The organism is Mucilaginibacter sp. AK015 (genome assembly GCF_014200785.1).
Taxonomy (GTDB): domain Bacteria; phylum Bacteroidota; class Bacteroidia; order Sphingobacteriales; family Sphingobacteriaceae; genus Mucilaginibacter.
Genome location: NZ_JACHCV010000001.1, coordinates 355,791 through 377,321, shown reverse-complemented (window position 1 = coordinate 377,321; position 21,531 = coordinate 355,791). Strand labels below are relative to the sequence as shown.

Below are 21,531 nucleotides of genomic sequence, written 5' to 3'. Positions count from 1 at the left end.
TATAAGCCAATTCTCAAGCAAACCCCTCCGCCTTTACAGGCAGAGAGGCAGGCAGGAGGCACACTTAACTATATTAATTAAACTAAAAGTAGCGGTATTATACCATGATGTTTTCCATCACAGTCTGGCCATCCAGTAAGCGGATAATGCGGTGGCTGTAACGGGCGTCATGCTCAGAGTGGGTAACCATTACTATGGTAGTACCCTGTTCGTTCAAATCTGTTAGTAATTCCATCACGTCGTTACCGTTGCTGCTATCCAGGTTACCGGTAGGCTCATCCGCAAGTATCAGTTTTGGTTTGTTAACAACCGCGCGGGCAATAGCCACACGCTGCTGCTGGCCACCCGATAGCTGCTGCGGATAGTGGTTGCGGCGATGCATGATCTGCATTTTATCCAACACCTCTTCCACCCTTTTTACACGTTCAGAAGAAGCTACGCCGGTGTATATAAGTGGTAATTCCACGTTTTCAAATACAGTTAACTCATCTATCAGGTTAAAGCTTTGAAACACGAAACCGATATTGTGTTTGCGCAGATCGGCACGTTTGCGCTCATTAAAGTGAGCTACCTCGATTCCGTTGAACACATAGCTGCCTTCATCCGGATCATCCAGCATACCAAGGATGTTGAGCAGGGTTGATTTACCGCAACCTGACGGCCCCATTATGGCCACAAATTCGCCTGTGTTAACTTCCATCGTAAGCTTGTTCAATGCAATGGTTTCTACCTCTTCGGTGCGGTAAAATTTTTCCAGATTTGTAATTTTGATCATTTGGCCTCCCCCGCCCCGGCGCTTTGGCCGGGGTCTTTTTTTGTTAATTGTGATTTATATTTTTATTGTGTTTATAATCTCTTCCGACCTTTTATACAAGACGCATAGTTTATAATAACGTTACAACACCTGGCTATTTCTTTAACACCAGTTCCTGTATATCGCCATAATTTTCGTAACTCGAAGTAATCACCTTATCGCCAGGTTTTAACCCTTTTAATAACTCGTAATTATCGGTGTTGTAACGGCCTATCTGTATATCTACCTTGTAAGCCGTTTTACCATCGTCGCTCACTTTAAATATCCAGTTGCCACCTGTTTGCTGGTAAAAACCACCTTTAGGTAAAAGTAGCGCGGTTGTTTCGTCGCTAAGCGCTAAACGTATTTGTAAGGTTTGGCCCTTGCGGATGCCCTTCGGCACTTCGCCATCAAATACCATATCAACTTTAAAACGGCTTCCAACAATTTGGGTGTAAACCTTTTTGATAACCAGTTTATACGTTTTATCGGCAAAGGTAAAATCGCCTTTCAAGCCGGCGTACACCCGCGACAGGTAATGCTCCTCTACATCAACCTGTACCTTAAAGCCATTCTGTACATCCAGCTGGCCCAGGTGCTCGCCTTTGTTCTTGTTTTGACCAACTTCGGCATCAAGCGCAGTTAACTGGCCATCTACAGGTGCCCTTAAAATTAAGCTGGCCACTTTTTTACGCATCAGCGTTAATGCCGCTTTCATTTGCGCGTAGTGCTCTTTAGCCTGTTGCTCCTGCTGTATGGTAAGCGCGGTATCCTGTTTTAATATCTGTGTAGTGAGTTTTTTACGGCGTAAGGCATAATCGTAAGCGTTTTTTGCCGACTGGTATTCCTGTAAGCCAATGGCTTTTTGCTCGTAAAGTTTTTTATCAAGCAACCACACGCGTTCGGCCTCTTTAAAGGCGTTGTCAACTTCGGCCATTTGGTTAAGTTTACTTACCGTGTTTTGCTGCGCGTTGTTATGGGCTATCTGCATTTGGGTTTGTTCGCCAAACACCGCCGATTCCTGAGCCGCAAGGCTAAGCTCCTCGTCAACGTTGCTTAACTTTAATATCGGGTCGCCCTTTTTAAGCATAGCGCCGTCTTCAACATATTTTTCTTCTACCTGGCCGCCTTCAACAGCGTCAAGAAATATCGTGTTAAAAGGCATAACCACGCCATTAACCGGAATAAACTCCTGGAAGGCGCCTTTTTTTACCTCACTTATCGTGATGCGTTCGGTATCAACGTTCAATTTACTTTTGCCCGATGTAAAAAATATACTACCCGCAACTAAAATTACCACACCTGCAATACCGGCAATGGTCATCAGGCGCTTAGTACTCCATTTCTTTTTTTGTATAACTCTATCCACTGTATTTATTAATATTTTGTAACTGAGTACAAAAACACATGCCACAAATTAAATTACTGTATTTCAACATATTATACTCAAAACTCAATAGTGCACCGTTCGCTTCTGTTACAGCAAGTGTTCGGTTATGATACAGTGCCTTTTTAAGGTCGCAGCTGGCGGTTAACGGTTCGTGGTTGATTATCAATATAATAGTTATTGTAAGCTTAATGGTACGATATTTCGTGTCAAAATATTAAATTGCAGGGGTTAGTAGTATGCTAATAAATGCTATAGACCACCAACTAATCACATACTGTAAATGATACTAAAAAAAGCAACTGTTTTAATTGTTGACGATGACCCCGATGTACTAACGGCAGTTAAGTTATTGCTTAAAACAGAGACACACGAAATTATCACCGAAAAAAACCCCGAGAACCTGAACTGGCTTTTACAGCGTAACCAGGTTGACCTGGTGCTTTTAGACATGAACTTTAACAGCGCTATTAACACCGGTAACGAGGGTATATACTGGCTGCGTAAAATAAAGGAGTGGAAACCCAACGTTTGCGTAATTATGATAACGGCGTACGGCGATATTGATCTGGCCGTGAGATCGTTAAAAGAAGGGGCTAACGATTTTGTGGTGAAGCCGTGGCATAACGAAAAGCTGATTGATACCATAAAAGACCTGCTCGATAAAAAAGAAGGCGGAAGTAAAAGTGCCAAGGCATCTGTTAAAGGGGGGGCGGGCCAAACATCCATCCTGGGCGATTCGGAAATAATGGAGGATATATTTCACAAAGTGAATAAGATAGCCCCTACCGATGCCAATATACTTATACTGGGCGAGAACGGCACCGGTAAGGACCTGATGGCAAAGGCTATACACGAACGGTCTTTGCGTGCCGACAAGCCATTTGTAAAGGTGGATGTGGGCGCCCTAACCGACTCGTTGTTTGAAAGCGAATTGTTCGGTCATAAAAAAGGCGCGTATACCGATGCCCGCGAAGATCGCATGGGGAGGTTTGAAGAGGCTGAAGGCGGCACCTTGTTTCTTGACGAAATTGGAAACATTAGCTTACAGCAGCAGGCCAAGCTTTTAACCGTACTGCAAAACAGGCAGGTAACACGTTTGGGTACCAACAAGCCGGTTGATATAGATATCAGGCTGATATGTGCTACTAACGTTCCGTTACAGGAGCTGGCCAACGAGAATAAGTTTCGGAAAGATTTGATTTACCGCATCAATACTGTTGAAATAAATATGCCGCCGTTGCGCAAGCGTGCCGAAGATATTGTGTTACTGGCCAGGCATTTTGCAAAGCTATACAGCAGCAAATACCTTAAACCGGCGATAGATTTTGAACCCGCCGCCCTGCAAAAGCTGCGCAGCTACAACTACCCGGGTAACGTACGCGAACTGCAATACACCATTGAACGTGCGGTGATCATGGCCGACGAAAGCATATTAAAACCCGACGACCTGATATTTTCAATCCTGGAAACACCCGGCGAAAGCATGATTGACGATGATAACATTCAGTTAAGCACTTTGGAAAAGAATGCCATACTGCGCGTTATAGAAAAGCACAACGGCAATATTACCCGCGCCGCTAAAGAGCTGGGGTTAACACGTACCGCATTATACCGCAGATTGAGCAAATATGATATTTAACCGTTACGAATGGCGGCTGGTGCTGCGTGTACTATTTTTATTTGCGGCTGTTACAGCAACGGCGTTTTTACTATTGGGTGGCGGCAACTTTTTATATAATGTGATAACCGTGCCCCTGGTTATATATTCCGTACTCGACCTGATACGCTTTAACAAAAAGGCGCAGGACGAGGTTAACCAGTTTGTTGAGTCTATCCACTACCGCGATTTTTCGCGCCATTTTGATGTCCGCAAGGCGCCGAATGAGCTGAAGCCCCTGCGCAAGGGCTTTAATGACATCAATACCACTTTCAAACTCATCAGCCGCGAACGCGAAACGCAATACCATTACCTGCAAAAGATATTAGAACTGGTTGATACCGGTATTTTAAGCTATGAACAGGAAACCGGCGAGATCAGCTGGATAAACGAAGCTTTTAAAACACTGATCAGCATCCCTTATCTGAAAACCATACACTCATTGGAAAAGCGCGAGCCTACCCTTTATAAGGATGTGGTAAAGCTTAAACCAGGCGATTCGAAGGTATTGACCATTACACGCGATCAGCAGCAGGTAAAAATGCTGGTAACCGCAAGTATAATGCGCAGCGACGAAAAAATGTACAAGCTTATTGCTTTTCAGAACGTAAGCGAGGCGCTGGACGAAACGGAGTCAAAGGCATGGTCTAAGCTGCTGAATGTGATGACGCACGAGATCATGAACTCGGTGGCTCCTATCTCGTCACTGGCCGATACGCTAAAAAACCGCCTGCAAAGCCCCGATATTACCGAAAATTTGGATGGGGTTGACCTGGAAGACATATCGTTGGGTATAGACACCATTAAGCGCCGTAGCGAGGGCCTGCTAAAATTTACCGAAAGCTACCGCAACCTGAATAAGATAACCAAGCTTGATCTGAACAAGATACTGGTGCGTAATATGTTCGAGAACCTGGCCAGCTTGATGCGCCCTACGCTCGAGAAAAAGAATATCGAACTGGAGATCATCCTGCGCGACCCGGCATTGGCAATTGAGGCCGATATAAACCTGCTGGACCAGGTAATGATAAACCTGCTGGTAAACGCTATCGAGGCGGTTAAAGACCGTGGGGAGCCCCGCATTACCCTGTCTGCCGAGATGCAAAGCAACAACCGTACGCTGGTAAAAGTTGCAGATAACGGGCTTGGCATGCCGCCCGAACTGCTGGATAAGATTTTTATCCCCTTTTTTAGCACCCGAAAAACCGGCAGCGGCATCGGCTTAAGCCTTTGTAAGCAAATAATGCTGCTACATAAGGGCAATATACAGGTGCAATCTACCGAGGGTAAAGGTTCGGTATTTATATTGCAGTTTGCAAATAATTAAATAATAAATATCGTTATTACGAGGTACGAAGAAATCTCAAAACTTTGTATGAACACTTTGCATGTGGCCCTGAAAATCGGGAGATTGCTTCGTACCTCGCAATGACGGTTGAGAAATATCCGATGCTAAATAAATCCGTTTTCGCTATTTCCGGCAGCCTGCGGGCAGGCTCATCAAACCATAAGATCTTAACCTATATCGGCGAGCTGATGCCCGCGGATATCAGCTATCATATATACGACGAACTGGCTGCCATCCCCCCTTTCGATCCGGGTTTGGATAACGATACACCACCCGAAGCCATCATCAGATTAAGGGAGGCTATTACAAAAGCCGATGCCGTTATCATTTGCACGCCCGAATATGCTTACGGCATCCCCGGGCAATTAAAGAACGCGTTGGATTGGATGGTATCAAGCGGCTCGTTCTCGGGAAAGCCCACAGCCCTGGTAACCGCATCAACAGGCGGCGAAAACGCGCACGCAGCCCTGCTTAAGGTATTAGGGGCTATCGATTGTGATGTTATTGAAGGCGGCACCCTGCTTATCTCGTACATCCGCTCAAAAATGGACAGTGAGCGCAATATCACCGACCTGCAAACCGCAACTGCTTTAAGATCTTTGGCAGATAAGGTATTGAAGGCTATAGCACAATAGTAATCAAAAGCTCATGGTAACATGGTTAACATGGTTAACACAATTTAAGATTTATTTTTTATAAATTACTTATAATCAAACAATTACAATAAATATCGCATAATAAGTGTTAACCATGATCACCACAGCCGGATATCCTATTATTAATGGCGGGTTTTGCTTATGCTAACTCATCTAATTTTACTAAATTGCTTTAAAAATTACCCCCATGAAAAAATCATTGATAATACTGCTTGTTTTATTTACCGTCAAATCGGGGTTTGCCCAAACCGCAGCTATGCCTGCAAGCGAAATTGTATTGAAGGATGCTTACGCTAAAGCTTTCAAAGAGAACAAAAAAGTGATGCTGATATTTCATGCCTCGTGGTGTGGCTGGTGTAAAAAGATGGAAGCCTCGTTGAACGACCCTTCGGTGAAGAAAATGTTTGATGATAACTACGTGATAACCACGCTTGATGTGATGGAACAACCCGCCAAAAAGGATTTGGAGAATCCTGGCTCAATGGATGTGATGACCAGATTTCATGGCGAAAAATCGGGCCTGCCGTTTTGGGTAGTGCTTGATGCTAAAGGCAAGGTACTGGCTGATAGCCAGATCAGGCCGGCGGGCGCGTCCATGGATACTTACGGCGATAATATTGGCTGCCCTGCCAGTGCTGATGAAGTAGCAAAATTTACGGCGATACTAAAAGCCACCTCCAAATTAAACGACGCGCAATTAGCTGTTATAGCCAAACGCTTTGCACAAAACGCCCCCGCACCTGCTACAAAACCGGCTACGCCTGCAACACCTGCTTCACCGGCATCGGTAGGTTCAATGTGATCCCGACTTAAAAATACGCGTCATTAAAATACACGTCATTAGTCGAAGCAATCCCTTTAATCAAGTCTTTATGCAAGGTGTATAATCGTCCTGAAGAGATTGCTTCGTACCTCGCAATGACGTGGTGGAACCTTTTTCGCCCTTGTTGGTGTTGTCACCAACAAGCCGCCACGCATACTAATATCCATGCTGCCGGTAACAACACAACAGCGGCGGAATAATCCAACGACGGGCGGATTCAATTCTCATCTGCAATTTGCACATCTGGAATCTGCATATCTGCACATCCGCACATTCACCCCTCTGCCAATTTGGCAATTCTCTTCATTTGGAACGGGCATTGATTAGCTGTATCCGTAAATCATTCAAACTTTCAAAAAAGTACTACTATGCAAGAAAAAGGAACAATTTCGATTCACACCGAAAACATTTTTCCCATCATCAAAAAGTTCTTATACTCTGATACCGAGATATTTCTGCGCGAACTGGTATCAAATGCTGTTGATGCTACCCAGAAAATAAAACGACTTGCCGCTTTAGGCCAGTACAATGGCAACCTGGGCGATCTGCGCGTTGAGGTTGCGTTTGATGCCGACAAAAAGACCATTACCATATCTGATAACGGTATTGGTATGACGGCCGAAGAAATTAAAAAGTACATCAACCAGATAGCATTTAGCGGTGCTACCGAGTTTATGGAGAAATTTAAGGAAGCCAAGGATGCCAACGAAATTATAGGCCGTTTTGGCCTGGGCTTTTACTCGGCATTTATGGTGGCCGACAAGGTAGAGATTGAAACCCTAAGCTACCAGGACGGCGCTACCCCTGCCCATTGGGTTTGCGATGGCAGCACAGAGTTTGAAATTACCGAAGGCAGCCTGGAAGAACGCGGCACCGAAATTACACTGCATATTAACGCGGAATCTGAAGAGTATTTAAGTAAATACAAACTGCAGGAAATATTGGATAAATACTGCAAATTTTTACCGGTGCCTATTAAGTTTGGAACTAAGGAAGAAAGCGTTGAAGATGGCACAGACGAGGAAGGGAAACCAAAATATAAAACCGTTGAAGTTGATAACATTATAAACGACACCAACCCGATATGGACAAAGGCGCCGAACGAACTGAAGGATGAAGATTACCTGAAGTTTTATAAAGAACTTTACCCTTTTAGCGAAGACCCGTTATTTTGGATACACCTGAATGTTGACTATCCGTTTAACCTTACCGGCGTATTGTACTTCCCTAAACTGAAGAACGATTTTGAGTTCCAGAAAAACAAGATCAAGTTATTCTCGCGCCAGGTATTCATTACCGAAGAGGTTAAGGATATTGTGCCGGAGTTTTTAATGCTGCTGCATGGTGTTATCGATTCGCCCGATATCCCGCTGAACGTATCACGTAGTTTCCTGCAAGCCGATAGCAATGTTAAAAAGATAAACAGCTACATCACCAAAAAAGTGGCCGATAAGCTGGCCGATCTATTTAAGAACGACCGTAAAGGTTTTGAAGAAAAATGGAACGACATTGGCCTGTTTGTGAAATACGGCATGGTGAGCGAAGATAAATTTTATGACAAGGCAAAAGACTTTGTTTTGGTGACCAACACCGCTAAAGAAAACTTCACCTTAAGCGAATACAAAGAAAAGGTTGAAGGACTGCAAACCGATAAGGATGGCCAGTTGGTGTACATTTATACCAACGATGCCGAAAAACAGGACGCATTCATCCAATCGGCCAATAAAAAAGGCTATGATGTTTTGGTAATGAACTCTCCTATCGATAACCACTTTATCAGCCAGTTAGAGCAGAAATTAGAGAAAACATCCCTAAAACGTGTGGACGCCGATGTTGCCGATAAGTTGATCAAAAAAGAAGATGCCCCCGAGCATGTATTAACCGAAGAGCAGTCGACCAGGATCAAAGAAATATTTGATAAAGCTATAAACAAACCGGCCTATAAAGTACAGTTAGAAAGCCTTAGCCCTGATGAACTGCCCGTAACCGTTACCATGGATGAATTTATGCGCCGTATGAAAGATATGGCTGCCATGGGCGGCGGCATGGGCTTTTATGGCAACATGCCTGATAATTACAAGGTAATTGTAAACGGCAACCATAAACTGATCAGCCGGATTTTAGAAGGCGAAGACGAAGGTGTACAGGCTCAGCTGGCCAAACAAGCGTTTGACCTGGCCCTGCTATCGCAAGGCCTGTTAACCGGCGCCGAGCTTACCGAGTTTGTTAACCGCAGCGTTAGCCTGATATAAGCGCCCCCTACCCCCTAAAAGGGAATAGAATTTAAGCCATCCTTACCGGGATGGCTTTTTTGTTGACTCATTTTTTATCCGTTTATGGAAAATTGATACGGCGTGCATCTTTATTAAAAACAGAATAAAAACATAGATGCATACATTTAAATATACCGGCATTTTAATCCGCATTAAGCCAAACAGTACCGGGCCGCCAGTTGTGTTTAATACAGGTTAATAGTGATATATTTAATTAAACTTTTTGCAGTACATAACGTCTAATAAAAAATAACGTTTATATATATAAAACATTAAAAATGAAAACCTTAATAAAAATAATATTTGCCTTGTTCATTACGGTTACCGTATTGGACCCTGCGGCTGCGCAAACCAAAAAAAGTGATAAGCAGGCTGCTAAAGCCGCCGCTATAAAACAAATGGTCGAATCTAAAAACTTCACGTTCGAAGCTAACTATGCCCACCCGTCGTATGGTAATATGCGCTATTTAACACCGGGTTATGATGTGCGTGTAGTTAAGGATACAGTTGTTTCCTATTTACCTTTTTTTGGTGTTTCCTATTCAGGCGCCGGTTATAGCAGCGGCGATGAAGGTATAAAGTTTACATCAACCGATTTTACCTATTCAGAAGAGTTGAAAAAAAACGGTTTGTATTATGTACTAATTAAACCAAAGGATAGTAAAAACGCCAGTCAGTTAATATTCAACATTTCGCCAAGCGGTACTGCCGACCTAACCGTTTTAAGCAACAACCGGGAGCGGATGCGCTTTTCGGGGAATATAATTGAGAAAAAGAAATAATAAATTATGTTGCGAATTACCATACCGTCACCCGAAATATCCGCCAAAGTATTTGAGCGGCATAACTTACCTTTAACGCCTAACGGAACAGACACCGAAGTTAGCGGCAAACTGGTATTGCTTTTTGAAGATGAGCAGGAAGCCGTGGCATATTTAGACGAGTTGGAAGACCATGCCACCAAACTGGATAGCGGGTCGCCTCAAAAACCGGTGATAAATGCTTTGGTTAGTGCAATATACAACGACCAATTTGTGCAGGCCTATTTAAAATAGCACCTGTACAAATTGATCGGTAATATTTCTGCAATTGTAATATACTTTTCTATACGTTCAAGTTTTTATTGATGTACTGAATGCTGCTGTGTATGCTTGCAAAAGCATCCTTCGGCATATCGTGTTCTACAAAAAAACTGCGCATGCCTGCTGTTGACGCAGCCGCAAAGATCGGTTTAAAGTCGATGGTGCCACTGCCTACCGGCAAAATGTTTTCGCGGCTTGCATCCAGATCCTTTACGTGCCATAACGGGAAACGGCCGGGGTGCTGTTTAAACATCTCAACCGGATCTTTACCGCCTTTTATCGCCCAGGCCAGGTCAAGCTCCATTTTTACATGGGCCGGAGCGGTTTCTGATAAAAGCAGGTCGTAAGGCACCGTACCATCGTCAAGCGCTTTAAATTCCATATCGTGGTTATGGTAGGCAAATATCAGCCCCGCCTTAGAAGCTGCCTCCCCTGTTTTGTTTAATACCGCTATTGTGGATTTTAGCTCGGCAGCTGTTCCCGTCGGCGAATTAGCACAAACCAGGTACCTTACGCCACCTTCGGCGGCCTCATCTACCAGTTGCTGCATGTTATCCTGCAGGTTCAGCATGGGTGGTATCACCATAGGCTTACCGTCGGGCATGGTTGGCATTTTAGCACCGGCGGGCAGTTTGAACGGCGCGCCCAGAACATGGTGCGATTTCCACGACAGGCCGGCATCATTCGCAAGCGCTTTAAATGCTTTGGGTTTTAACCCATAGTAGCCGCCCTTTTTACTGAATGCCGATTCGATTTCGCTGTAGCCTTCGCCCGCCACCCTGGTTAAGGTACCTTTAACATCATCATCTATTACGTTAAAAAAGGTGAACAACTGCACGCCAACAGGGTGCTTAATAACCTTAAACAGCGATGCCGCTTTGCCCGATAAAACAGCACTGCTAAGCGCAAGCGCGCCCGTGCTTTGTAAAAACTTACGCCTGTTAAAATCCATATAAATAGTGTTTAGTTTTACTTGGTTAGTAAATCTAAATCAAATAGTTTGAACAAAAAAATTTATTGTGTCAAAATAACGCATTGAATACGAATAAAACTATCGGCCTTCAAACAGGTTATTATTGATGTTATGGAAAACAAAATTATACCCCTTGTCCTGCTGCTTGCATTAGCATCATGCGGCAATCCTGAGCAGAAAGTTCCAAAAACCCGACACGACTCGTACAACAGAACACGTAAACCCAAATGCCCCACCTGAGCCGGGTTCTGATGAAGACCTGCGAATCAGTACCGATACAAGCAGTTTAGTTAAAGAATATTCCACCAAACACTATTTCTCGGATCTAAAGGAAAAAGACGCTTTTACGCTTAAGCTATATGGTAAAGATCTGTTGACATCCAAAGGGCTGCTTGAAGTTAAGAACGCCCGCAACGAATTGCTTTACCAGTATCGTTTTTCAACCATCGACTTACTGATAGACCCCGAATCGATGTCAGCAAGTCAGCAGGTCGCAAAGATCAACGAAATTTTTAAGCATTATTTTGATGAGGACAAATTCAGATCGCCGGCCATAAGACGCGAACAAGCTTTCGAAGAAGCGTTTGGAAACCCAAATGCAGCTGACAAGGCCGACTGGGAGAAAATTAAAGCCAATAAGCAATCCATCCTGTTTCGCCACCGCGAAGGGTACGAAGGTATGATGGGCATAGCTTATTCCAAAGAAAGAAAAAAAGCAATGACGGTATCTTACAGCGATTGATTTTAATGATACAAGCAACTGGCTATTAGCCCGGTCCAACCGGTTTGATGGGCAGCGCCTAAACCTTTGCCCGTGTCGCCGTCGAAGTACTCATAAAAAAGTATGTGATCTTTAAAGTTAGGATCGGTTTGCGCTTTTTCGTCCTGACCGTTTATTGGCCTGCGGCCCTGCCCGTCGGGCAAAAAAAGTTTTGATATCCGCCGGTAAAGTTCATTAGCCACTTCTTTAAGGTTCATCATTTTGCCTGATCCGGTTGGGCATTCCACTTGTAGTTCATCACCATAATACAAATAATAATCATTCAGGCTTTCGATGATCAGGTAGTTAATCGGTATCCACACCGGGCCGCGCCAGTTGCTGTTGCCGCCAAACATATTGCTATCGCTTTCGGCAGGCAGGTACTTTATACTAAACAGCGTGCCGTTAATATCCGCGCTAAAGGGGTTATTGAGGTGATATTTGGAGAGCGACCGTATGCCGAAAGGACTTAAAAACTCCTGTTCATCAAGCATGTAGCCGAGTATTGCCTTCATACGGTGGCCGCGAAGCAGGCTTATCAAATGTTTACCGCCGCTGCTTTTTTCGTCCCAATGCGATACCAGCGCGGTAAGGTCCGGGCGGTTTGCCGTAAACCAGTCCATCCGCGCCCTAAAGATGGGGTTGTCGGCAATATCCGTGTCATTCAGCACTTCCGCTGCAAATAAGGGTATAAGGCCTACAATACTGCGTACCTTCATCTTTTCTGCAGATCCGTCAGGCATGCGCAGCTGATCATAAAAAAAGCCGTCCTCTTCGTCCCACAAACCGCTTACACCGCCCACGCCCAAACTTGACATAGCCGCCGAAATGTAAATAAAGTGTTCAAAAAACTTTGATGCTATATCCGCGTATGCCTTATTTGCGACAGCCAGCTCGGCCGCTATGCGCAGCAGGTTAAGCGAATACATGGCCATCCAACTTGTACCGTCTACCTGCTCTAAATGGGCGCCGTTTGCAAAACGGGTATTGCGGTCAAAAACGCCTATGTTGTCCAGTCCTAAAAAGCCGCCTTCAAAAATATTGTTGCCCGCCTCATCCTTACGGTTTACCCACCAGGTAAAATTGAGCATCAGCTTATGAAAGATACGCTCAAGAAAATAAGTGTCGCCTTTTCCGTCATTGGCGCTCTTATCCAATTGATATATTTTCCAGGTTGCCATGGCATGAACCGGCGGGTTGGCATCGCTAAAATCCCATTCGTAGGCCGGCAACTGCCCATTGGGATGCATATACCAGTCGCGCACCAAAAGGTTAAGCTGCCTTTTTGCAAATCCGATATCAATATCAGCCAGCGCAACACAGTGGAAGGCCAGGTCCCACGCGGCAAACCATGGGTACTCCCATTTATCAGGCATCGAAATAACATCCATGGCGTTAAAATGCTGCCATTTGCTGTTGCGCTGGTGTTCGCGCTGCACGGGCGGCCCGGGCTCTGCCGGGTCACCTTTCAGCCACTGGTGGATGTCATAGTAATAAAATTGTTTGTTCCAAAGCATACCGGCATACGCCTGTCGTTGTATTTGTGCTTTAGCATCGCTTTCGCCGCCGGGGGTAAGCGTTCTATAAAATTCATCCGCTTCCTGCTGCCGCAACGCAAATACACTATCAAAGTCGTCAAAGCCACTCCCCGCCTTATCAGACAATCTTAAGCGAATAACAGCACGCTCGCCCGCCGGTATGGTAATATCATAATTAAGGGCTGCCTTAGTGCCCGTATTATCCGGGTTTATTGTGTTAGCCCCGTTTACGATATGGTCGTTTATACCATCCTTGCAGTACGACCGGCCATTGGTTATGTTAAACAGTTTGGGGTTAGTTTCGTTATCGCAAAACAGCATCGGGGGGTTGCCCTCTGCGGTTAACCAAAGCGGGCCTAACTCCTTGTGCTTTATTTTAACACCATTTTTATATGCAGATAACTGAGGTTTGTAGTTATCATAGCCCCAATCCCAGGTGTTGCGGAACCAAACGGTGGGCAGTACATTTAAGCTTGCATCAGCCTTGCCCCTGTTATGCACAGTTATTTTGATCAGCACCTCATCTGCCGAATGCTTGGCATATTCAACAAAAACATCAAAATAGTCGTCGTTATTGAATATCCCCGTGTCCATCAACTCATATTCGGGTTGTGCACGGTCGCGTTTTTTGTTTTCGGCAACCAGATGGTCGTATGGGAATGGCTGCTGGGGATATTTGTACAGCATTTTCATATAGGAATGCGTAGGTGTATTATCCAAATAATAATACAGTTCCTTTACATCTTCGCCGTGGTTGCCTTCGGCGTTACTAAGGCCAAAATAGCGTTCTTTGATAATGGGATCTTTTTTATTCCAGAATGCGACGGCAAAACATAATAGCTGCCCGCGATCGCAAATGCCTGCTATACCGTCCTCGCCCCACCTGTAGGCTTTACTGCGGGCCACCTCATGGGTAAGATAGCTCCACGCGTCGCCGCTGGCGCTGTAGTCCTCGCGTACCGTTCCCCATTGGCGGTCGCTTACATAAGGCCCCCATTTTTTCCACCCGGTGTTCTTTAATCTTTTGTGCTCTGCAACCATCTATCATTTTTTTTATTTCCAGGCGTTCCGCAAAAACCTCAGCCAGTTACCGTGCATCATATTTTCAATGTCGGCGTCGCTATAGCCACGTTTTTTTAACAGTGATGGCACTTTCTGCATGTCGGCGATGGTTTCCAGGTCGTAGGGGCATTGTTCACGCCCGAAGGCCCCGTCCAGATCGGTACCCATACCCACATGCAGGGCGTTACCGGCTATCTGGCAAATATGGTCTATGTGATCTGCCATTACCTCAAGGCTGCAATTCATCCCACTCGGGGTCGATTGCCCCCTAACCCAGTTAGGTACCATCATCCAGGCATCAAGGGCCGCGCCTATCACCGCCCCGCGATCGATCAGCGCTTTGATCATCTCATCGCTGTACTGGCGGTTATGGTTTACCAACGCGCGGCAGTTGTTATGACTGGCCCAAACATGGCCGTTAAAATTATCAAGGGCCTGCCAAAAGGCATCATCGCAAAGGTGCGTAGCATCAAGGATGATGTTGAGGCGCTCCATTTCTTTTAGCAGGTCTAAACCGTTTTGGCCCATTTTGCCGGTAGCATCCGTACCATTGGCATACCTGCCCGGGCCATAGTGCGCAGGGCCCAGCGCACGAAGGCCGCTTTTGTATGCTCCTTCCAAATAGCTGATATTTACTATAGAATCTGCCCCTTCCAAACTAAGGATATAACCAATTGGTTTTTTGCTGTTATCGGTACCGTCACTCCATAAAGCTAAATGCTTATCGAGGCTTTGCAGGTTGTTTACCTGCACCATTTCGCCTGCATCTTCCATTGCTTTATACCAGGCAAGCTGCCCCTGCGTTTGCGCCCAGGCCTGCTGCGGCGAATGCCAACCGGGCAATGGATTGTCCGGTGCTACGTAACGTGCTATCTGCGTTGCTACCACCAGGCCCATGTTGCCTTTTCGTAATTCGGGCAGACACACCACCGCCTTTGCACGGTCGGGCCTGTCGGTTAAACCTTCTTCGCGTTGGTTTATTTCCGCAATGGGGCGGGTAAGGTCGCGGTTCCATTCCAGCGCGTTCATGCTAAGGTCTAAATGGGCATCTATAATAAACATGGGTTTGTTAAGCAGTTGATTAGGTGAGTAGTTAAATCGTTATTTTTCTATCCCTCGCTATATTTTTCCATTCCTCTGTAACAAGCTTATTTTCAACGGTAATTGCCCGTTCATATAAAGCGATAGTTGGGCAGATATGATACGGCAAGCCGTATAAAATATCACCTACTTTATACTGATGACCCTTGCCTGCATCGGCTACCAGATGCTCTTCGGATTGACTGTTAAAAACAAGGTTGGGCGCGTTTAAAAAGTAAATCCGTTTTGATAATTCGTTTTCTGCGGATACCGATTTGTGGCCCACATCTATACAGATCTTCCCTTCGTAAGGCAACGAAATTACCCTTGCAATTATCAGCGCCGCTGTTTGAAATTGCTGTTCGGGAAACGCCAACTGGTAGCCCCTGTCCCAATAAGCAAATGTGCCCGGGCTGCACTCCAACCCGGGTCTCTTCGCCAGTATCGGAAAGGTTGGCGATCCACCTGCAATAATAACCGGCTTGCTGTACCCTGTAGCCGCTATATCATCCGCCAGTTTTAACACAGGTTTGATGCTATCGTCAGATCGTTGCTGCCGGGCATTGTAATCGGCATCGTGAATATGGCCATCGTAAGCATGTAACCCTAATACCTGTATGCCTACCAAACCAGCACAAGCTTCATATAACGCAAGTGCTTGTGCCGGCACAATACCGGTACGGTTCATGCCAATATTCAGGTCGATATAAACCGGTATGGTGATATTTTGCTCTGTGGCCTGGTCGGCTATGGCTTTAGCGGTTTTTTCATTATCAACCAGGCACGAAAACGCCGTTTGCGGATATGCTTTTATCAGCTGTACAAAGCGGCTAAGTTTTGGCCCGGTGGCCTGGTAAGCCAACAGCACATCAGGCGCTTTAGCCATGCCCAGCATTTCTGCTTCGGCAATGGTGGCACACTTAAATTTGGTGATACCGGCTTTTATCATCAGCAAACTAACGTCAGGGCTTTTATGCGTTTTAACGTGCGGGCGCAGGCGCAATACATCATCTATCATGGTTTTAACCAGGCCGATGTTGTATTTTACCCTATCGGGATATACCACCAGCGCGGGCGTATCCAGTTCGTCAACATTGTTGATGGTGTACCAGTCGGGTGCTGCCATAGGTTTAAACCAATTCAAATAAAGCTTCTATCTCTACCGGGATATTATCGGGTAACGAGCCCATCCCTACCGCGCTGCGTACACCAACGCCATTTTCTTCGCCCCATACTTTCGCAAACAGCTCGCTGGCACCGTTGATGATGTAGGGGTGTCTTTCAAAATCGGGCGTACAGTTTACCATGCCTAATACTTTTATAACACGCTTAACCCTATCCAGGCTGCCCAAGTTGGCCTTAATGGTAGCCAGCATAGCCAGGCCCACCTGCCGTGCCGCAAGTTTGCCATCTTCCATATTAATGGTATCGCCAATGCGACCAATAATCAGGCTGCCATCGTCCTGCACAGTGCCGTGGCCCGACAGGTACAGGTATTTGCCATCAATTAAACAGGGTTTATAAACACCAAGCGGTTTTGGTGCCGGGGGCAGGTTTAAGCCCAGGTCTTTAAAGTTCTGTTCGGCTGAGTTCATTTTGTAAATCTATTATTTTTAAACAAAAAGCGCAGTTGTAAACAAAAAAAGGCCGGGAACCACCCCGGCCTGACTTACATAACCATTATATTAATTAAAGCTTAAAAGATACACCCACGTTTACTGCGTAATCTGCAAAGGCGGCATCGCCCTGTGTATAAACGCCGGTTAATTGTGTACTAATTTTATCAGGTACGCTTTGTATACGATCGCGCACCATGGCAATAGGCACATAAGTGTAAACCGAGAACCGTTTTAAACGGTAGGTTATCCCCGGCTCGGCTGATACGATATAACCCGGCCTGCGGAAACCATTATTACCGCCTACCAGGTCTTTGGCAGGCAGGCATTCTTCACGAAGGCCCGCCGAAAAGTTAAATTTACCCACACCATAATTGGCACCTATCCTGATCATGAACTGATCGGGCACACTCATGACGTCGCTACCGTTCGCTACAGCTTTTGCACTTGGTGCGCCACCCCGTGCAGATGATACCCCGTTTTGCTCGCGCGGGCTTATCAGGTAATAAAATGTACCGTACAAACCAAAATTGTGAGAAAAGTTGTAGTAGGTGTTTATCTCGGTAGTAATACCCGTACCACCATCGCCCAATTGTATCGATTGATCAACAGGACCTAATAGTTTTGTGCCGCCCGGGCCTGTGTTTTGGAAATAATCCTGGTAAGTATAGCTGCCTGTGGCTAATTTTAAACCTAAACTTGCCTGAATATTCCCTTTACGTGCTTTGGCCGGGTCTAATAACCAGGCATAAGCCTTTATGGTGATATCACCAAGGCCAAATGAGCGGGTTTCGTGCCTTTCTTTGCCGCCGTGCTCGTATAACGACGACCTGGTGTTATTAAGCACGGGCACATCTATCGAAAACGACCAGCGATTGTTAAAAATACGGGTAAGCGTAAAATCCTGCGCGAATGAATGGTTGATAACATTAGTACCCATTTCTATACGTTGTTTTTGTTCTTGCTTGCCCACAAAATGTTTGTAGGACCGGTAATACCTGCTATTAGCATTAAAAAGCCACGCACCCCCCGAGGTGGTGCTGTCCGGATGTTCATCCATAGCACACAGCCCGCCTGTGCTGCGGATAGCAACGCACCCTTGCGCCCTGGCGGCAGTATTGTTAAGAAGTAAGATTATCGCGATCCCCGTGAGGAATTTAAAAGTAAGTTTCATGTTGTGATTATTTGATTTAAGTAAGTACGGTTTCCGTAAAACCAATAAGGTTAGCGGTACTTTGTACAGGTTTTTAAATTGGTTGATTAATTAGTATGTTTTTGTAACGGTTTACTGTAAAATTTAAGGGGTACCTGTTTAGTTGCAAACCATAGCGCTATAAGGGTGCCGTAGCTTCCGCCGCGCTCAATCCATTCAAAAAGTTCATAACGTGGATAAAGCAGTTCGCTGGAAATTTTCCATAGGATGAATATAAGCAGCACGTTGCGGATAGGTTTCACCAATACGACAAAAGCCGCGGTTACTTCAAAAACCCCAACAAACTGGGCAATCCTGGCCGGATTGGCAAAACCTAAGGAGGCGTACTGACCAAGCAACCCTTGCTTTTGTATAAGATTTAACCAGCCATGGCCTGTTAGCAGTAAAAAGCCAACAACCTTTAAACAATTAAATACGCTTTTAAGGGTTTTATCATCAACCACGGCATTTGCATCGATACGCACAAATAACTGGCGAAAGCCGCTTACACCACCCGAAAGGATAAGGAGCGCGAGCGGGGCGCCAAAGTTACCCGCGCGCTCAATAAATTCAGCAAATGGCTCGCCGGATGCCGGACGCAAAAATGCGGTAACGCCCCCCCACATAACCAGCCATAAGGCTATTGCCCGCATAGGGTATACCAGCATTACCAGGCCCAAAGCTATATCGCAAATACCAACCCACGGCATCAGGGCATATGCTGTATGAGTATCTATACCGAATACGGCAAAATAATTACACCATATTTGTTTGGTAAGTATACCAAAACAACCGTGGCCTATAAAACACATGGCAACCGCAATACGTAAGGCGTAATGTATCTTTTGTTCTGTTCTAAGCATAATCCTTAACCCTATTTCCCCGCTCCGTCTGTTTTCGCCCTGTTTACCGCATACTCGCCAACTTTAATACCTGTTTGCAAACCAACTTCGCAATCGCTGCGATAATGAATTGCCCCATATAAGCGCGACATTGCCGCCTCGTTTGCCATGGCCATGAAAGCGTTAGCTTTTTCGGGTACTAAATATCCCAAAACCGTAGCAGCAGCCCCGCTGAAGTTTGAATGGCCCGAAGTGTACGATGGGAAATTGGGTATACCAGTTAGGGTTTTTATATTAAACATCATTTGTGTAGGGCGTGGGTTAAAGTAAAAATATTTGGCGTCCCAGCAAACAATAGCGGCATCCATCTCGGCCATATTCAGTAAGGCCAGGTTGCGTGCCCATCGTACTTCGCTATAATTGTGTTTAACAAACTCGTCAGCGGCAATAACATTCCAGTGGCCCGGAGGGGTTACTGTACCTACGCCGTCAGCCCAGAAATTTACGATCCGTTCATGTTCGCGACTCTGATTCCTGCTCATGGCCAACACCTCGTCTGATTCCTTTTTAAACTCGGGAGTGTTAGTTCCATAAGGTGGCGCGGGGCGTAACGCCGCTACCGTTGCTGTTGAAAATAAAAATGGCTGCACCTTGGTGAACAATGGCAACATTGGCGGGCGCTTAGGCGATTCCAAACTTATCCATGGCACTTCACCTTTGGCTGCGGTTGTTGTTTCAAACGCTTTCCATATCTCGGGGTTGCCGCCCGCTGCGCCTGCGCCATCAGTACGGGCGCGCGCTGCAAATACGGCTGCTACCTGTTTGCCCAAGGCTTCGCCCGCGTCCATATCCGACCGTGTGTTAGCACCGGCCATAATGCGATATAACTTTTCTTCGGCCACTTTCTTTTGTATAAAATCAAGGTCGCCCGGGAAAAGTAACTCCATCAGCTTTGCGGTAACGCCGGCAACAACAGCGTCTTCGCTTGGATATGCCGGTAAAGTTGATTTTGGCACTAGCGCCTGTATTGCCGGATCATTGGTGTATGGAGCGGCACGGTTAAATTGTTTTTTAAACTTCCAGGCCTGTACCAAAGCGTCGTACTGTGCGGCACTTACATAAGCATAAGCACGCGCGGCATACGGCGGGTTCGAGAATGGGAATAAAGGGTACGCCAGCGGGTTTGCAGCGCTCGGGGCCGGATAAGTGCCATCCTCATTCTGGTATGGCGGCACATTGTGTTTGGCAACCAGTTCGCGTAATATCTCGTTCCAGCGCAAAACCGATCCGGCGCTCCAGTATTTGATTATCTCTCTTTGTTCGTTAGTAAGGTTACGCTGATAGCTTTTTATCTCGTTCAGATCGGCAAGATAATTAGGCGAGGTTACAGCATCAGGCGTTGCAACCGTAAAAGTTGATGAAGCTGTTAATACGGGCGTCCAGGTGTCAGCGTCAAGGTCTAAGTTAGACGGTGCAAGCGCAGGATATAGCTGGTTACGTTCCTGTATTTCCTTTTTACATGATGATTGAAATACCGTTAAGGCTATCATCACGGGTAATATATAAAGTATGTTCTTTTTCATGACTGTACTTATTTTTCAGATTTATCTTTCTTAACCGCAAATACGTAATATACGCCGCCAAAAAGCGAGGTATTTTGGCCGTAATTCCGGCCTTTTAGTACGTAGTTGCCTCCGGCAGTCAGCTCCAGGCCTTCCAGCTTGCTAAAGCTGTATTTAAATACTGCGCCAGCCATTGTAGCATTCATTTTATTGCTTGGGAACGGCATATTATTTTTGGTGATATCAAAGCCGCCAATAGTGGTCATCTGAGATAGAACGGCCTCGGCATTGAACCTTAGGCTGCGGTAGCCCGTACTAACCAAAAAGTTTGTAACGTTGGGCATAGCTACCTGGTTAGTGTAGTGCATTTCGGTAGTGTAGTACGAGTCGCGGTCAATAGTAATATTGTCCTTGCGTACATACTGGCCGGCCCCGGCTAAAAAAAAGCGGCCTACCTGGTAGTTAAGCAACCCGCGCAGGGCTATGCTTTTACTTTGCATACCCAGCGAAAGCGGCAGATAATCGGCCTCGTAGTTGTTTAAAGGGATGCTTCCTGATAAAATAGCGTGCAAACTTAGCAGGCCGGTGCCCACTTCCTGCTTTACGGCCATCCACTTAACAGCAAGGTTAATATCCTGTACACCGCGCTGGCCCCTTAAGGTACCTGCAGTTGCATTGGTTTTTATATAGGGTATCATAAATAACAGGTTTACCCTGTTGCTTAAACCGTAATTGCCCCCAACCGCAAAAATGTTGCTGCTAACGGTGCCCAGGTTACCATTATCGCGTTTAAAGGTTCCTTCCCAGTAATGGTCCCAGTTGTTGTGAGTGTAAACGCCTGCGGCGCAGAAGTAATTTTTAGGTATCATTAGCGCATCCGTTTC

19 protein-coding genes are annotated in these 21,531 nt (G+C 45.7%); 8 read left to right on the top strand and 11 right to left on the bottom strand.

From position 1 onward, the window contains the following. Window positions 1–97: 97 nt before the first annotated feature. Window positions 98–775: an ABC transporter ATP-binding protein gene (locus HDC91_RS01575; RefSeq protein WP_162432554.1), complete on the bottom strand. Its 678-nt coding sequence runs from the start codon at window positions 773–775 to the stop codon at window positions 98–100. A gap of 133 nt (window positions 776–908) precedes the next feature. Then, a complete protein-coding gene (locus tag HDC91_RS01570) occupies window positions 909–2,162 on the bottom strand; it encodes an efflux RND transporter periplasmic adaptor subunit (protein WP_162432555.1) in 1,254 nt (417 codons plus the stop codon). A gap of 301 nt (window positions 2,163–2,463) precedes the next feature. Between HDC91_RS01570 and HDC91_RS01565 the strand changes: the two genes are divergently transcribed. From HDC91_RS01565 to HDC91_RS01535, 7 genes are all read left to right on the top strand, one after another. Next, the gene (locus HDC91_RS01565; protein ID WP_183547861.1) at window positions 2,464–3,822 is read left to right on the top strand and encodes a sigma-54 dependent transcriptional regulator; all 1,359 of its coding nucleotides are present in this window, start codon (window positions 2,464–2,466) and stop codon (window positions 3,820–3,822) included. Beyond that, window positions 3,812–5,167, top strand: coding sequence for a PAS domain-containing sensor histidine kinase (locus tag HDC91_RS01560; protein WP_183547859.1), 1,356 nt, complete (start codon window positions 3,812–3,814; stop codon window positions 5,165–5,167). The genes HDC91_RS01565 and HDC91_RS01560 overlap by 11 nt, the downstream gene beginning before the upstream one ends. A gap of 122 nt (window positions 5,168–5,289) precedes the next feature. Next, on the top strand, window positions 5,290–5,823 hold the full coding sequence (locus HDC91_RS01555; protein ID WP_183547857.1) for an NADPH-dependent FMN reductase: 534 nt from the start codon (window positions 5,290–5,292) through the stop codon (window positions 5,821–5,823). Between the two features lie 208 nt (window positions 5,824–6,031). Further along, window positions 6,032–6,646 (top strand): thioredoxin family protein, encoded by a 615-nt coding sequence (locus HDC91_RS01550; RefSeq protein WP_183547856.1) that lies wholly within the window; start codon window positions 6,032–6,034, stop codon window positions 6,644–6,646. A 389-nt stretch (window positions 6,647–7,035) separates the two neighbouring features. Next, complete coding sequence (htpG, locus tag HDC91_RS01545) at window positions 7,036–8,919, top strand: molecular chaperone HtpG (RefSeq protein ID WP_183547855.1); 1,884 nt, start codon at window positions 7,036–7,038, stop codon at window positions 8,917–8,919. Window positions 8,920–9,218: 299 nt separating this feature from the next. Continuing rightward, window positions 9,219–9,722 (top strand): DUF4251 domain-containing protein, encoded by a 504-nt coding sequence (locus tag HDC91_RS01540; protein ID WP_183547854.1) that lies wholly within the window; start codon window positions 9,219–9,221, stop codon window positions 9,720–9,722. Between the two features lie 6 nt (window positions 9,723–9,728). Further along, a complete protein-coding gene (locus tag HDC91_RS01535; RefSeq protein ID WP_183547853.1) occupies window positions 9,729–9,995 on the top strand; it encodes a hypothetical protein in 267 nt (88 codons plus the stop codon). 49 nt (window positions 9,996–10,044) lie between these two features. On the opposite strand, the gene HDC91_RS01530 is transcribed toward HDC91_RS01535, so the two are convergent. After that, window positions 10,045–10,974, bottom strand: a complete 930-nt coding sequence (locus HDC91_RS01530) for a sugar phosphate isomerase/epimerase (RefSeq protein WP_183547852.1) — start codon at window positions 10,972–10,974, stop codon at window positions 10,045–10,047. Between the two features lie 394 nt (window positions 10,975–11,368). On the opposite strand from HDC91_RS01530, the gene HDC91_RS01525 reads away from it, so the two are divergent. After that, a complete protein-coding gene (locus HDC91_RS01525) occupies window positions 11,369–11,737 on the top strand; it encodes a hypothetical protein (protein ID WP_183547851.1) in 369 nt (122 codons plus the stop codon). Between the two features lie 2 nt (window positions 11,738–11,739). Here the strand turns inward: HDC91_RS01525 and HDC91_RS01520 are convergent, their stop codons facing one another. The 8 genes from HDC91_RS01520 to HDC91_RS01485 form a co-directional block, all read right to left on the bottom strand. After that, entirely contained in the window at window positions 11,740–14,334 is a 2,595-nt protein-coding gene (locus HDC91_RS01520; protein WP_183547850.1) for a glucosidase, read from the bottom strand. A 12-nt stretch (window positions 14,335–14,346) separates the two neighbouring features. Then, window positions 14,347–15,417, bottom strand: a complete 1,071-nt coding sequence (locus HDC91_RS01515; RefSeq protein ID WP_183547849.1) for a dipeptidase — start codon at window positions 15,415–15,417, stop codon at window positions 14,347–14,349. A 31-nt stretch (window positions 15,418–15,448) separates the two neighbouring features. Beyond that, window positions 15,449–16,561, bottom strand: coding sequence for a D-TA family PLP-dependent enzyme (locus HDC91_RS01510; protein ID WP_183547847.1), 1,113 nt, complete (start codon window positions 16,559–16,561; stop codon window positions 15,449–15,451). 4 nt (window positions 16,562–16,565) lie between these two features. Further along, on the bottom strand, window positions 16,566–17,030 hold the full coding sequence (locus HDC91_RS01505; protein WP_183547845.1) for a RidA family protein: 465 nt from the start codon (window positions 17,028–17,030) through the stop codon (window positions 16,566–16,568). A gap of 94 nt (window positions 17,031–17,124) precedes the next feature. Then, window positions 17,125–18,225, bottom strand: coding sequence for a hypothetical protein (locus HDC91_RS01500; protein WP_221262083.1), 1,101 nt, complete (start codon window positions 18,223–18,225; stop codon window positions 17,125–17,127). A gap of 86 nt (window positions 18,226–18,311) precedes the next feature. Further along, window positions 18,312–19,106: a hypothetical protein gene (locus HDC91_RS01495; RefSeq protein WP_183547844.1), complete on the bottom strand. Its 795-nt coding sequence runs from the start codon at window positions 19,104–19,106 to the stop codon at window positions 18,312–18,314. 11 nt (window positions 19,107–19,117) lie between these two features. Continuing rightward, complete coding sequence (locus HDC91_RS01490) at window positions 19,118–20,668, bottom strand: phosphatase PAP2 family protein (protein ID WP_183547843.1); 1,551 nt, start codon at window positions 20,666–20,668, stop codon at window positions 19,118–19,120. Between the two features lie 8 nt (window positions 20,669–20,676). Beyond that, the gene (locus HDC91_RS01485; RefSeq protein ID WP_183547842.1) at window positions 20,677–21,516 is read right to left on the bottom strand and encodes a hypothetical protein; all 840 of its coding nucleotides are present in this window, start codon (window positions 21,514–21,516) and stop codon (window positions 20,677–20,679) included. Window positions 21,517–21,531: the final 15 nt, after the last annotated feature.

Excerpts from the sequence above, each read along its gene's own strand:
- HDC91_RS01485 (WP_183547842.1), bottom strand. The coding sequence starts at position 21,516 with ATGATACCTAAAAATTACTTCTGCGCCGCAGGCGTTTACACTCACAAC.
- HDC91_RS01535 (WP_183547853.1), top strand. The coding sequence starts at position 9,729 with ATGTTGCGAATTACCATACCGTCACCCGAAATATCCGCCAAAGTATTT.
- HDC91_RS01550 (WP_183547856.1), top strand. The coding sequence starts at position 6,032 with ATGAAAAAATCATTGATAATACTGCTTGTTTTATTTACCGTCAAATCG.
- HDC91_RS01490 (WP_183547843.1), bottom strand. The coding sequence starts at position 20,668 with ATGAAAAAGAACATACTTTATATATTACCCGTGATGATAGCCTTAACG.
- HDC91_RS01540 (WP_183547854.1), top strand. The coding sequence starts at position 9,219 with ATGAAAACCTTAATAAAAATAATATTTGCCTTGTTCATTACGGTTACC.
- HDC91_RS01565 (WP_183547861.1), top strand. The coding sequence starts at position 2,464 with ATGATACTAAAAAAAGCAACTGTTTTAATTGTTGACGATGACCCCGAT.
- HDC91_RS01515 (WP_183547849.1), bottom strand. The coding sequence starts at position 15,417 with ATGTTTATTATAGATGCCCATTTAGACCTTAGCATGAACGCGCTGGAA.
- HDC91_RS01520 (WP_183547850.1), bottom strand. The coding sequence starts at position 14,334 with ATGGTTGCAGAGCACAAAAGATTAAAGAACACCGGGTGGAAAAAATGG.
- HDC91_RS01575 (WP_162432554.1), bottom strand. The coding sequence starts at position 775 with ATGATCAAAATTACAAATCTGGAAAAATTTTACCGCACCGAAGAGGTA.
- HDC91_RS01505 (WP_183547845.1), bottom strand. The coding sequence starts at position 17,030 with ATGAACTCAGCCGAACAGAACTTTAAAGACCTGGGCTTAAACCTGCCC.
- HDC91_RS01560 (WP_183547859.1), top strand. The coding sequence starts at position 3,812 with ATGATATTTAACCGTTACGAATGGCGGCTGGTGCTGCGTGTACTATTT.
- HDC91_RS01510 (WP_183547847.1), bottom strand. The coding sequence starts at position 16,561 with ATGGCAGCACCCGACTGGTACACCATCAACAATGTTGACGAACTGGAT.
- HDC91_RS01555 (WP_183547857.1), top strand. The coding sequence starts at position 5,290 with ATGCTAAATAAATCCGTTTTCGCTATTTCCGGCAGCCTGCGGGCAGGC.
- htpG (WP_183547855.1), top strand. The coding sequence starts at position 7,036 with ATGCAAGAAAAAGGAACAATTTCGATTCACACCGAAAACATTTTTCCC.
- HDC91_RS01500 (WP_221262083.1), bottom strand. The coding sequence starts at position 18,225 with ATGAAACTTACTTTTAAATTCCTCACGGGGATCGCGATAATCTTACTT.
- HDC91_RS01495 (WP_183547844.1), bottom strand. The coding sequence starts at position 19,106 with ATGCTTAGAACAGAACAAAAGATACATTACGCCTTACGTATTGCGGTT.
- HDC91_RS01530 (WP_183547852.1), bottom strand. The coding sequence starts at position 10,974 with ATGGATTTTAACAGGCGTAAGTTTTTACAAAGCACGGGCGCGCTTGCG.